The organism is Hymenobacter qilianensis (genome assembly GCF_014638675.1).
In the GTDB taxonomy this organism is placed as follows: domain Bacteria; phylum Bacteroidota; class Bacteroidia; order Cytophagales; family Hymenobacteraceae; genus Hymenobacter; species Hymenobacter qilianensis.
The window spans coordinates 1322791-1334459 of the sequence record NZ_BMFN01000001.1 but is presented as its reverse complement, the minus strand read 5'-3'; the positions used below and the strand labels follow the sequence as shown (position 1 = coordinate 1334459).

The 11669-nt window shown below is 54.4% G+C and carries 11 protein-coding genes; 4 read left to right on the top strand and 7 right to left on the bottom strand.

Going from position 1 to position 11669, the window contains the following annotated elements:
• Positions 1-96: 96 nt before the first annotated feature.
• On the top strand, positions 97-966 hold the full coding sequence (locus IEW06_RS05720; RefSeq protein WP_187733512.1) for a TolB-like translocation protein: 870 nt from the start codon (positions 97-99) through the stop codon (positions 964-966).
• Positions 967-985: 19 nt separating this feature from the next.
• Here IEW06_RS05720 and IEW06_RS05715 read toward each other — a convergent pair whose 3' ends face one another.
• The gene (locus tag IEW06_RS05715; protein WP_187733513.1) at positions 986-1411 is read right to left on the bottom strand and encodes a hypothetical protein; all 426 of its coding nucleotides are present in this window, start codon (positions 1409-1411) and stop codon (positions 986-988) included.
• Positions 1412-1779: 368 nt separating this feature from the next.
• On the bottom strand, positions 1780-1992 hold the full coding sequence (locus IEW06_RS05710; protein WP_133274492.1) for a hypothetical protein: 213 nt from the start codon (positions 1990-1992) through the stop codon (positions 1780-1782).
• Positions 1993-2420: 428 nt separating this feature from the next.
• On the opposite strand from IEW06_RS05710, the gene IEW06_RS05705 reads away from it, so the two are divergent.
• Entirely contained in the window at positions 2421-2828 is a 408-nt protein-coding gene (locus IEW06_RS05705) for a BLUF domain-containing protein (protein ID WP_187733514.1), read from the top strand.
• 8 nt (positions 2829-2836) lie between these two features.
• Here the strand turns inward: IEW06_RS05705 and IEW06_RS05700 are convergent, their stop codons facing one another.
• Positions 2837-3445, bottom strand: a complete 609-nt coding sequence (locus IEW06_RS05700) for a TlpA family protein disulfide reductase (RefSeq protein ID WP_188547660.1) — start codon at positions 3443-3445, stop codon at positions 2837-2839.
• A gap of 261 nt (positions 3446-3706) precedes the next feature.
• Here IEW06_RS05700 and chrA point away from each other — a divergent pair, with 261 nt between their 5' ends.
• Together chrA and IEW06_RS05690 are read left to right on the top strand one after the other, a co-directional pair.
• Entirely contained in the window at positions 3707-4900 is a 1194-nt protein-coding gene (chrA, locus tag IEW06_RS05695; RefSeq protein WP_187733515.1) for a chromate efflux transporter, read from the top strand.
• 249 nt (positions 4901-5149) lie between these two features.
• Positions 5150-5587, top strand: coding sequence for a hypothetical protein (locus tag IEW06_RS05690; RefSeq protein WP_187733516.1), 438 nt, complete (start codon positions 5150-5152; stop codon positions 5585-5587).
• A gap of 37 nt (positions 5588-5624) precedes the next feature.
• Here IEW06_RS05690 and IEW06_RS05685 read toward each other — a convergent pair whose 3' ends face one another.
• From IEW06_RS05685 to IEW06_RS05670, 4 genes are all read right to left on the bottom strand, one after another.
• Positions 5625-8621, bottom strand: a complete 2997-nt coding sequence (locus IEW06_RS05685) for a DEAD/DEAH box helicase (RefSeq protein WP_308421996.1) — start codon at positions 8619-8621, stop codon at positions 5625-5627.
• 135 nt (positions 8622-8756) lie between these two features.
• A complete protein-coding gene (locus IEW06_RS05680; RefSeq protein WP_187733517.1) occupies positions 8757-9986 on the bottom strand; it encodes an FtsX-like permease family protein in 1230 nt (409 codons plus the stop codon).
• A gap of 215 nt (positions 9987-10201) precedes the next feature.
• A complete protein-coding gene (locus tag IEW06_RS05675) occupies positions 10202-11011 on the bottom strand; it encodes a class I SAM-dependent methyltransferase (RefSeq protein WP_187733518.1) in 810 nt (269 codons plus the stop codon).
• Between the two features lie 98 nt (positions 11012-11109).
• Positions 11110-11538: a ribosome-binding factor A gene (locus tag IEW06_RS05670; RefSeq protein WP_187733519.1), complete on the bottom strand. Its 429-nt coding sequence runs from the start codon at positions 11536-11538 to the stop codon at positions 11110-11112.
• Between the last annotated feature and the right edge of the window lie 131 nt (positions 11539-11669).

Here is an 11669-nt window from a genome sequence, read left to right as displayed (position 1 = left end):
AAGTGGGCGCAGCCACGAACAAGGTAAGCGGCTCCAGGCAAAAAGCCATATTTCATGAACTAGTCTTACTTTCACTTTTCGTAGCCCCCTCCCCTGATGAACCGACTAGCCCTCCTTCTCTGCTGCCTTTTCCCTTTCCTGGCCTCGGCGCAGGCAGACACCGACATTTATCTAGTTGACTTGTCGGTGAAAGGCAATACGGTGGTACTATCTAATCCGCGCAACATTACTCCGCACAAAGGCTACGATAACCAGCCTTTTTTCCACCCCGCTTTGCCCCTGCTCTACTACTCGTCTAGCACGGATAGCAGCCGCACCGACCTGAAATCCTACAACTATAAAACTGCCCAAACGCAGCAGATTACGGCTACGCGTGAGCGGGAATATTCGCCCCTGCTCACGGCCGATCAACAGTTTCTCTCCTGCATTATCCAGCGCGACAATGGGCAGCAGGACTTAGGCAAATACCCCCTGAAGGGTGGCCCGCCTATTATTTTGGTGGACAAGTTGAAAGTGGGATATCATGTCTGGATTGACCAATCTCGCCTGCTGGTGTACGCGCTAGCAACGCCCAGCAGCGAGCTGCACTACCTCAACCTGACAACCAACAGCGACACCATCATTGCCCGCAACATTGGCCGCTCGCTGAAACAAATCCCCAATCAGACGGCCCTTAGTTTTCTGGAGAAAACGCCGGAAGGCAAGTGGCTGATTAAGCGGTTTGATACCAACACCCAAGCTATCAGCATTCTGGGGCCGGCGCTGGAGGGGTCCGAAGATCTGGCCTGGACAAAAAATGGTTTGATGCTAATGAGCAATGGACAGCAGATTTACGCCTGCCGGCCTGGGCACCGCGATGGCTGGAAGCCGGTAAAGATGACGGGAACAGCACCCGGCCTGAATAAAGTTAGTCGGCTGGCCATTAATGCGGCCAATAATCAGATGGCTGTCGTGGTCAGTGAATGAACGACGCGCGCCACTGGCTTCAGCGGGCCAGCCTGTGGCGCGCGTCCCACTCGGCTGCCAGCGCGGGCAGACGGCGTGATCCATCAGTAAGCCAGTGCAAAGCCGCCTCTGAGTCGGTGAAGTACTGCGCGTCGAAGCGGATACCTGGCTGCACCAGATCGTGTAAGGCGTCGATAGCCAGCTGATTGTGCACCCGAAAACTATCGATTACCAGCACCAGCCGCTCGAGGGTCAGTGTTACCAGCTCGGGCATCCAATGGTCGCCGAGCCATACCTGGTCGGCCAGGGATAAGTCGGGTACGGTGTTCATATCGATCAGCAGGTGGCGCACCTGCAACATTCGGATCAGACCCAGCAGCTGCTGAGAGCTGGTATGAAGCCCGCTCATATCGGGGCCATTTATCCACTCCAGGCGCAGCACACTCAGCACTTGGTCGTATTGCAAACAGAAGTGGGGAATGCTGCGGATAATCACAAGTGGAACCAGAGAGTGTAGCATCGCCGTCGCGGCCCCAACGCAAGAAACAGAAATTGGGCCGAAAGGCGTAGGTGCTGGCTGAGCCCGCATTTTACCAGAATCTGCTCCTGCTGAGCGCGCACCGGCAACGTGCGGTTGAGCAACTGTGGATGATAAAAAAAGCCCCCCAGCCTATGGTTTTTGCCTTGTGATAACCAAGGCACTACACAATTTCTAAACAGCCTAACATGACAAAGCCCGCACTTTGGGAGTGCAGGCTATCAGACAAGGCTTTACTGGTTCAGCTATTGATCAGCTATAGAATCAGGAAGCGAAGTTGGAAGGGGAGTTAAGTATTAACGAACTGTGAAGCCTTTAGCTTCCCAAACGGGCACGTTTTGAGTGCGCACGAAGCGCGTTTCAACATGGCCCCAGGCGTCTTGTTTGTACATTACCGTTTTGCCTTGCTCACGCGTGTGCAGGGAAAGCAGGTGATCGGCATGCGACATTGCGGGGCCAGTAGTTTCGATGGGTTTGCGCGCCCGTGGGCGCTTAACTGAAGTGGACATAAACAGCTAACGTCAAGACTGGCCAAAAAGGGTCAGTCTGGTTAATTTAAATTTTCATTTCTACGAATAGTAGCGCTTCTAAGGGCGTACAACCCGATTTGTGATCCGTGTAAGGGCACACCTTACGTGGTCATCATTACCCCTGCACCGGTAGAATACCATCAACGCTATAGGGTGTGGCTCAGATAGTAATGTACTTCGTTTGCCTGATCGTGGGGGGCAAATCTGCTCCCTGCAACACGTCAACGTAATATACAAGGTCCGGGTTTTTTTCTTATTTACCGCCGCCAGCCGTTCAAATTCCTGTCAGCGGCGTTCTTTCCGGTGTTTTTGCAGGAGCATAAAGTGCCGCTAATTGTGTATCTTCTCTTACCCAAGCGCAACCCCAGCCGTGGTTAGCGGCGAAGCCCTGTTGCGCGCGGGCCGCTATGTTCTATCAACTAATCTATGTCAGCCGAGCTGTAGCACCGCTAAGTGCAGAGGCTATGCAGTCCTTGGTTACGCAAGCCCGCAACTTCAACTCTATCCATCATATCACGGGGGTTTTATTTTACGATGGTGAGCACTTTGCTCAGATATTGGAAGGAGCGGAAGCAGAGGTAGAAAACTTATTTGCCCGCATTCAAGCCGATACCCGGCACCGGCAGGTAACCGTGGTTACGCGCTCCCGCCGGCCCCGGCGTGAATACCCGCATTGGGGTATGGCCGGGCACCTGCTGGCGAGCGCACAGTTTGCCGAATTGGTAAAGTGTCTGCCAGACGAGCCGGAGCAGTTCGCGCCCCGGTCGTTGCGCGTCCGGCTGGAGCCCTTTGTGGCGCATAGTCCACGGCTGTAGTGCTATGCTCAGCCATTAGGAACAAATAAGTTTTCCAGCGCTGCTTTAAACTCCGGGGTATCGTACTCGGCCATGCCGTCGTGGCGGGCCGCTACCTGCCCATCTGGGCCAAGGATGACGGTAGAAGGAATGGCGCTGGAATTGAAGGGTGCCGGCAGCGGACCCGTAGGAAAATACACCGGGAAAATATAGCCCCGACGCTTGAGCAGCGCCTGTGCCTTTGCCGGTTTTTCGTCGAGCGAAATCATCACAAACGCGACTTTCGTCTTATCTACCTTCTCATACAAGGCGTGTATGCCCGGCATTTCGGCCACGCAGGGCGGGCACCAGCTCGCCCACATATTCACAAATACTACTTTCCCTTTCAGCTCACTCAGGTTCATACTTTTGCCCCCCAGCGTAACCAGAGTCAGATTGTGGGGGTAAGCCCCGCCGCCGGTGGTCGTTGTTTTATCTTTTGGCGCGCCAGTAGCTAACGTCGGCAGATCAGGCTTCCATAGCCCGGTGGCCAGCAACCCGCGCTGCATGCCTCCCAATACAATCGGACGCAGGTCGGTGAGCAGAACGAGGGCCAGAATGGCGAAAGGCAGCCATTGCAGCAGATTTTTACGATTCATGGACGGATAGTTAAGAAGAAAACGGCGAGGAACAGAAAAAGCTGCCGCTTTATGCTCCAACGGGCTGAGGCTTGGTTTGCACAGGAAGCCAGCTTGCCGTCGCCATCAGCTCATCAGAATGCAGGGAAATGGTGCCTCTCCTCTGATCATTTACGTTATTGCAACGCATGCTCCAGCCTTACCACGCTACTACCAACACTCATATCAGCATAGCCGTGCTGCTCAACGATAGATTCTGTGAGCGCTTATAACGGGGAGCTCATGGATAGGACAGATACGACTACCTCACTCGGCGAACTGGCGCTGCTGTTTTTGCGCCTGGGCTCTACTGCCTTCGGCGGACCCGCGGCGCACATTGCCATGATGGAGGAAGAAGTAGTGCGCCGACGGGGCTGGCTTACGCAGGAGCGGTTTCTGGATTTGCTTAGCGCGGCCAACCTCATTCCTGGCCCCAACTCCACTGAGCTGGCCATCCATATTGGTTATGAGCGGCGCGGCTGGGCGGGGCTGCTGGTGGCGGGCATCTGCTTTATTCTGCCGGCAATGCTCATTGTTATGGCCTTTGCCTGGGCCTACGTGCGTTTCGGCACCTTACCAGCCATGAGCGGCGTGCTTTATGGCGTGAAGCCGGTTATTGTGGCGGTGGTAGCACAGGCACTCTGGAGTCTGGGGCGCTCGGCGCTCAAAACCAGAACATTGCAGCTGTTGGCTGGCGCTGGACTGGCATTGGCGCTATTGGGAGTGGATGAGTTGCTGCTCCTGTTTGGTGCCGGCATAGCGACGGGCGCCCTGCGCTGGCCAACGCTGGAAACCAAACGCGTGCCCCCGGCGCTACTGTTATTGATGGGCGCCGTGGCAGCGCTGGCGTTGTTACCAATGGTCTTCGGACTAAAGCCCAGCGACGCGGCCGGTAGCGCGCCGCTCGGTTTGGGGCCACTTTTTTTGGTGTTCGTCAAAATTGGCTCCGTGCTTTACGGCAGCGGCTACGTGCTGCTCGCCTTCCTCGATGCCGACTTAGTACAACGCTTCCACTGGCTTTCGCAGGTGCAGCTGCTCGACTCAGTAGTGGTCGGACAGGTCACGCCAGGGCCGGTATTTACGACGGCTACCTTCGTAGGCTACGTGCTGTTGGGCTGGGCGGGGGCATTGGTGGCTACGGGAGGCATTTTTCTGCCCGCTTTCTTCTTTGTTGGTTTCAGTATCCCACTGTTGAAGCGTTTGCGACAGTCGCCCTTAGCCGGTGCCTTCCTCGACGGCCTTAATGCCGCCTCTTGGGCACTTATGGCCGCCGTTTCATTCACGCTTGCCCGTACCGCGGTTGTGGATGCGCCTACCGTAATGCTTGTCGTGGTCAGCGCGGTGCTGCTGCTCCGGTATAAGGTCAACTCGGCGTGGCTGGTGCTGGGTGGGGCCGTAGTTGGCTATGGCCTGCAAGCGTTATCTTTGGCAGGATAAAGTACAATGAGTAATAACCTGATTGCTAATAACATAGACGCGTACAGCGAAGAATAGTCGCGGGTACTCATCGCCAACCGAAAAAGCCATTTGGTAGCTGTGCGGCTTTCCATGCTGATGGGGGGCTTTTTAGGCCATCAGGCTACATTAATCGATAGTCTCAGTATCAAACAATTAGCTTTTAGTAACAGATTAAAAGTTGGGGCGTAGAACGGAAGGCGCTATTTCACTTCTATACGCTCCCACTTTATGTCTAGCCACGACCCTAGCCGCCGCAGTACCTCTGATGAAATCAACGCTGAACTAGACCGGGACGCAGCCGGACGGGTGCGGGCTTGTGCACAAGCCGGACCTGCCGCTTTGGAAAGACGAATACAGGAGTTGGATCAAGAGTGGGACATCGACCGCACACTAATGGCGAATGCCTCTGTGCTATCGTTGCTGGGCTTTGCCGCCAGCCGTACCGTTGATCGGCGCTGGATTGCCTTACCCGGGGTTGTTGCATCGTTTTTACTGTGGCACGCAATCCAAGGCTGGTGCCCGCCGCTACCCGTTTTTCGCAAGCTAGGCTACCGAAGCCGCCGGGAAATTGACACGGAGAAATATGCACTTAAAGCCTTGCGAGGAGATTTTAGTGGCTTAACCACCGATCAGCCGCATCAAGCCTGGCAAGCTGCCAAACAGTAACTCGTGGGGGGCAAAATAACCAGTTGTACTGCTGCGCCTAGCCCAGCAGCTCCTCAATATCCTCTTTCGTCAGACTTTTGATAATTGTCTCGTCGGTTGAGATTAAGTCCGTGACAAGCTGAATCTTCTTATTCTGCAGCGCCAGAATCTTCTCTTCTACCGTGTTCTTCGAGATAAACTTATAGGTAAATACCGTGCGCTGCTGGCCTATGCGGTGGGCGCGGTCAACGGCCTGCGCTTCCACGGCAGGGTTCCACCACGGATCAAGGATAAACACATAGTCAGCAGCGGTCAAATTAAGCCCTACGCCGCCGGCTTTCAATGAAATCAGAAATACCCGCAAGTCCTCGGTTTCCTGGAAACGGGCAACTTCCTTGTGCCGGTCGCGCGTGTTGCCGTCGAGGTAAGCGTACTCGATTTGCTTTTCGTCGAGGGAAGCCCGCACAATATCCAGGTGCTTCACGAACTGGCTGAATACCAAAACTTTGTGCCCCTCGGCTACCACGCTGCGAATCATGCGAACAACTTCGCGCAGCTTGCCCGACTCCGCTTCGTAGGTTTCGTCGGCCATGCGCGGATGATTGGCAATCTGGCGCAATTTCGTCAGGCCCTGCAACAGCATAAACTGCGTGCTGGCCGTGCCGTGCTCCTCAATATTGCGCAGAATCTTGTTGCGGTAAAAGCTCTTGGTTTCCTCGTAGCACTGCGTCTGCTCGTCTGTCATGGAGCAGTAGCTAAGGTGCTCTATTTTGTCCGGCAGCTCTTTAGCTACTTGCGCCTTATGGCGACGCAGAATAAAGGGTTTGATGAGCGCATGAAGTTTCCGGGTGCGGGTTTCGTCCTTACCTTTTTCAATGGGCTTAAGAAATTCCTTGCGGAAAAATGCTTGTGAACCCAGCAAGCCGGGGTTGATGAACGACATCTGCGACCACAAATCCATGGTGCTGTTCTCAACAGGCGTACCAGTTAGAATAAGACGATGGCGAGAGTGCAGCCCCCGCACGGCCTGCGACGTGGTAGAGGAAGGGTTTTTAATGGCCTGCGACTCATCCAGAATCACGTAGTCGAACTTGTAGGTTTTGAGCAGCTCCGCGTCGAGGCGTACGATGCCGTAACTGGTCAGCACCACATCGTAATCCGAGAACTGCTCTACGTTTTTGTCGCGGTAGGTGCCCGTGTAGATAAGAAGCCGCAAACTGGGCGCAAACTTAAAGGCTTCGCTCATCCAGTTGAAAACCAACGAGGTAGGCATCACAAGCAAAGAAGCCGAGCCAGAACTATCGCCGCTTTCTTTGCGCTGAAGCAGCAAAGCCAGGGTTTGAATGGTTTTACCAAGGCCCATGTCATCGGCCAGGCAGCCACCGAAGCCATAGTCTTTCACGAAGTGCAGCCAATCGTAGCCCGCCTTCTGATAGGGTCGCAATTTGCCCTTAAACCCGGCTGGCATAGCCTGTTCTTCCACTGTTTCGAAGCCGCGCAGCTTTTCCAGCTTCCGCGACATGGTAACGGTAGCCAAGTTGCCATTTTGCAAGTCCGAGACCAAGGCCAAATGGTGTTTGCGCAGCGTAAGCGTATTATCGGTTTCCTCCGAAAACGCGAACAGCTCCAAATACTGCGAAAACCACTCTTCCGGAATAATGGCAATCTGGCCGTTAGGCAACCGATATTCGTGGCGGCGCCCCAGAATGTAGGAGCGCAGCTTCACAAACGGGATTTCAAACTCGCCAAAGCGCACGGTGCCATGCACATCAAACCAGTCGTTGGACTCGGTGATGCCGACTTCTACCGTAATGGCACCGATAAAGTAGTCTTTGCCCGAAGTAGTGCTCTGCTGCACCGTAAAGCCCAGACGCGACAGATCTTCAGCATGGCTGTGGAGCCAGCGAAAAGCGGTGGCTTTTTCGAGCACCGCGCGGCCGTTGCGCACTTCCAGCGCCCGATCGGCCAGTTCCTGAATCATGGCCTCCTCGTGGTCGATATTGCGAATGAGGCGATGAAAAATGTAGCTGTCGGCCGTTTTTTCCAGCTTTACGCTCACCCGCTTATCGAAGCTGTTGGGCACGGTGTGGTCGCCGTAGCGGAACGACAGATCGAAGTGAATGTGGCCGGACGAAACGGTAGTGGAGGCGCTGGGGGGCAAATTTCCGTTGCGAGCGCCAGCGCGGGGCGCTGCGTCTTCGGTCACGACCAGTGCGCCGGGCACATCAGAGAAGGTAAGCTGGGGCCGGGCCACGTAGCGCTCCGAGCGAATATCAAAGCCGCGTGCATGCACGTCGAACGACTCGACCAGCGGGGCCACAAAGCGTTGAAAGTAGCTGTCTTCTACCTGCCGTGGAATAACGATAAACTTCTTATTCAGAAAGGGTTGCAGCTTCTTGCCGTCCACGTCATTGCGGAAGCTGTAGAGCACGTCGCTCACCAGCAGCCACGCGGGCTGGGCACATACGACTACCGCGTTTTTGAATTGAAAATCAAGCTTTTGTCCCTTGTACTGAATGGTGGGGAAATAGTGGGTATTATCCTCATTGCGACGGAAGTGAAAGAGCACCGAGGCTGGCTCATCGGCCATACTGATCTCGCGCCAGGTGGGCTCGCCGTCTTTGCCCATAATGAAGACACATTTGCCCCCCAGACGCGCCAGAATTTGCCCCATGCGCTCCTGCACGTAGCGGGCTATCTGCTCCTGTAAGCTTTTATCGCCCTTTTCAGGGTCATATATTTTAAAGAAAAAATCGGCCGGCGTGGTTTTTTTGGGCCAAAACTCTTTGATGACGCAGTCTTGCTGAATCTGGTCGGTGAGGGCAATCAGCTCGAAATCGATTGCGTCGAGGCCGGCGGCAAACTCAGGAGCGTTCTTAACCGAAACAGTCTGATGCTGAAGGGTAAGCTGTCCGCGCGGATTGCGCTGAACTACGTAAGACTCAAATAAATAACCTAAGTATTCGTGTTCGAGCAGCGAATAAACAATTTGAAATGGCTGCGACGTAGAGACCTTCATAATCAGCGCCGGCAACGGCGTGGAAATCAATGACAAACATCAAATATTAACTTTTCTGGCGAAAAGCAAAGTATAATCTGTCACTAATTAAGATGAGCACAGACTACCGTTCCACCGGTTATAGCACTCCGGCGGGTTTATAGCATGCATACTCCGATAAGGGCTCTGGCGTTACAGATTTTCGCGCACATCGAGGCGCGAGGCATTCAGCGCGGGTCGGATAGAAACCGAAATGGTGATAATGATGATGGCAATACTCGTCAGTACAATGTCAGAAGATTGCATTTTCACTGGGTACGAATCGACAACGCTGGTGGCCATACCCATGGAAACTAAGCCAAATGTTTGCTGAAGCCAGCAAATTGTCATGCCCAGAATGAGCCCGACAATAGCCCCGACAAAGGCGACAATGGCGCCTTCCAGCAAGAACACATTGCGCACGGTGCGGTTGGTGGCCCCCATCGCCATCAGAATGGCAATGTCTTTTCGCTTGTCGATGACCAGCATAGACAGCGAGAAGAAAATATTGAGCGAGGCAATAAGCAGGATGAAGGCGAAGGTGATGAACACGAACATCTTCTCCACTTTGATGGCTTTCAGCAGGCTTACGTGCTGCTCATCGGAGTTCAGCACTTTAAACTTGGGGCCAATGAGGCGCTGAATATCGGCTTGGGTTTCCTCCACCGGATGGTCCTCGGCTACGCGCACTTCCAGCGCCGTGCGCCGGTTGCCGTACTGCAGCAACTCCTCGGCAAAATCCAGGGGCACAAACACATAGCTATTATCAATTTGCTGCTCAATCAGAAAAACGCCCCCCGCCAAAATAGACTGCTCAGAAAAGGCATTTTCGGGGTTCATGGACAGCGTGCGTTTGCCGGTATTGCGCGGGTACAGTAAGCGCAAGGGCGAGAAGCGGTTGTCGAGGGCGATGCTCAGCTCGTGCTGCACGCCGGCCCCGATGAGCGCATACGCTTCGCCGCCGCGGCGCAGCCGATGGTCGCCCTCCACAATGGACGAGTCGATATTGGTTTGGGCGAAGTAGTTGCCGGTTACGCCCTTCATCTTTACCACCATCTGCCGGTCGTGGTACTGGAGCAAGGCGTTATCTTCGATTACTTCGGTCACCAGACTCACACCGGGCGCGGTACGCAGACGATTGAGCAGGGTATTGTTTACCTCAAATGACTTGCCTTCCACCGCCGTGATCAACAAATCGGGGTCAGATTTGCCGTAGAGGGTGCGCACCAAATCTTCGAGCCCATTGAACACGGACAGCACAATAATCAACGACATGGTACCCACCGCCACCCCAATCATGGAGATGTTGGAGATGATGCTGATGATGTTGCGCTTTTTCTTAGACGAAAAGTAACGCCGGGCTATGAGCAACGAAACGTTCATGCGGGGCGCAAACGGGGAATGACAACGGGGCTTATCACGGATTTAACTGGCGCAACGCATAAATTCATCCAAGCGGCGCAGACGCTCTTCGTGGTTGTGTGAAAGCTCAGAGAAGTCGTTTTTATCAGGCATTACAAACCGGAGCAGACGAGACGGCGAAAGCAAAGAAGTTAGGCAAGATACGCGGCTTCGCGGAAAGGCGATGCGCTGGGGGGCTATTTCCAGGCTTTCACGATGAGGCCGGTGCCGGAATCGTGCTTGGAGCTGGCATCAATCCAGTTTAGAAGCAAGCAGAACGGAAACGTGATGAGATAATAGAACGGCAATACCACAAAGAACCATTTGGACGCGCCCAGCATCAGAATCGGGTACTTCATGCTCAGGCGCCACGAAATCTGGCCGGGCTCGCCGTAGCTGTACTGGGCCTCAATGCGGTCGAAGCCGGCGGTGCGCAGCTTCTGCTGAATCTCGTGGATGTTGTAGCCATCGCGCACGTGCTCCTCAATAAAGCTGGTTTCGTCGTCGCCGTGTACGTCGGAGCCACCTTGGTCAGAAGGGGTAGAGATCAGCAACATACCGCCGTCTTTCAGCGAGGCGTGAATGTTCGTGAACACTTCCACGTCTTCCAGAATATGCTCCATCACATCCACCGACAACGCCAGATCAAATGTGTTCGGCTCCTGATAAAGCACCAAGTCCTGCACCGCGAACTGCACATTCACCCGCCCGATTTGGCGAAAGAAGCGGTTGGAATCGGCAATCTGCTCGTCTTTCACATCGACGGCGAGAATCTGCCATTTCTTGCTCAAGCCCGAAAGCCAGTAGGTATATTGCCCGTAACCGGAGCCCGCATCAAGAATATTCAGAGCCTCATCGGTGCGACCTTTGGCCCACTGCCGCAACTCGCGGTGCACGTGCCAGGTGCGCAGCAACAATAAATCGAGCAGATAATAGAAGAGGCGGCGCAGCCAGGGCGTGCGGTTAAACACCTCCCCCAGCGACTTTTTAATCGGGTCGTAATACAAAGTTCTGTTACCTGTTGTGAATAGTCGGTTGCCGGCTTAGAGTAGTTTGGGGGCTTTTTCGGTGAAGCATAAGGCTTCACGCTTGCCTATCCCGGACTTTACTCGTCTTCGTCGGCAAATAGCTTGGGACGCTTGCTCTCGGGCGGCGTATCCGCTTCGTCGTCGGGAGCCGGCGCAGGCGGAATATGCAGGGTATTGATCACCTCATCCATCCGGGCAGCGTACGATGCGCTGTCATCGAGAAAGAAATTCAACTCCGGGATGACGCGCACCTGCTTGCGAATCCGTTTGGCTAAGGCCTGACGAATGGCTTTGCCATTGTCGCGGATGTCGCGCAATACGGCCTCACTGTCTTTAACCAATAGCAGACTCAGATACACGCGGGCCACGCCCAGATCGGGGGATACGCGCACGGTGCTGATGCCGGGGGGCAAACCTGGGAACAGGTGAGGCAGGTCGCGTTGAAAGACGGCGGCCAGATCCTGTTGCAACAAGCTGGCGAATTTTTGCTGACGTTTACTTTCCATAATAGCCGACAAAGGTAAGATTTAGGCAATCAGTAGTTCACACTCCGTAAGCAGACTTCAAACCCGAGGGCGATAATCAACGCCAATGGGCTCAGATGAAGCCTTCCCGCGCTTTCGTTTTAGCTTTACGC

What these genes read in the sequence shown, in the direction of transcription:
- IEW06_RS05670 (WP_187733519.1), bottom strand. Translation starts at nt 11,538, where the DNA reads ATGGAAAGTAAACGTCAGCAAAAATTCGCCAGCTTGTTGCAACAGGAT.
- IEW06_RS05705 (WP_187733514.1), top strand. Translation starts at nt 2,421, where the DNA reads ATGTTCTATCAACTAATCTATGTCAGCCGAGCTGTAGCACCGCTAAGT.
- chrA (WP_187733515.1), top strand. Translation starts at nt 3,707, where the DNA reads ATGGATAGGACAGATACGACTACCTCACTCGGCGAACTGGCGCTGCTG.
- IEW06_RS05690 (WP_187733516.1), top strand. Translation starts at nt 5,150, where the DNA reads ATGTCTAGCCACGACCCTAGCCGCCGCAGTACCTCTGATGAAATCAAC.
- IEW06_RS05710 (WP_133274492.1), bottom strand. Translation starts at nt 1,992, where the DNA reads ATGTCCACTTCAGTTAAGCGCCCACGGGCGCGCAAACCCATCGAAACT.
- IEW06_RS05720 (WP_187733512.1), top strand. Translation starts at nt 97, where the DNA reads ATGAACCGACTAGCCCTCCTTCTCTGCTGCCTTTTCCCTTTCCTGGCC.
- IEW06_RS05680 (WP_187733517.1), bottom strand. Translation starts at nt 9,986, where the DNA reads ATGAACGTTTCGTTGCTCATAGCCCGGCGTTACTTTTCGTCTAAGAAA.
- IEW06_RS05700 (WP_188547660.1), bottom strand. Translation starts at nt 3,445, where the DNA reads ATGAATCGTAAAAATCTGCTGCAATGGCTGCCTTTCGCCATTCTGGCC.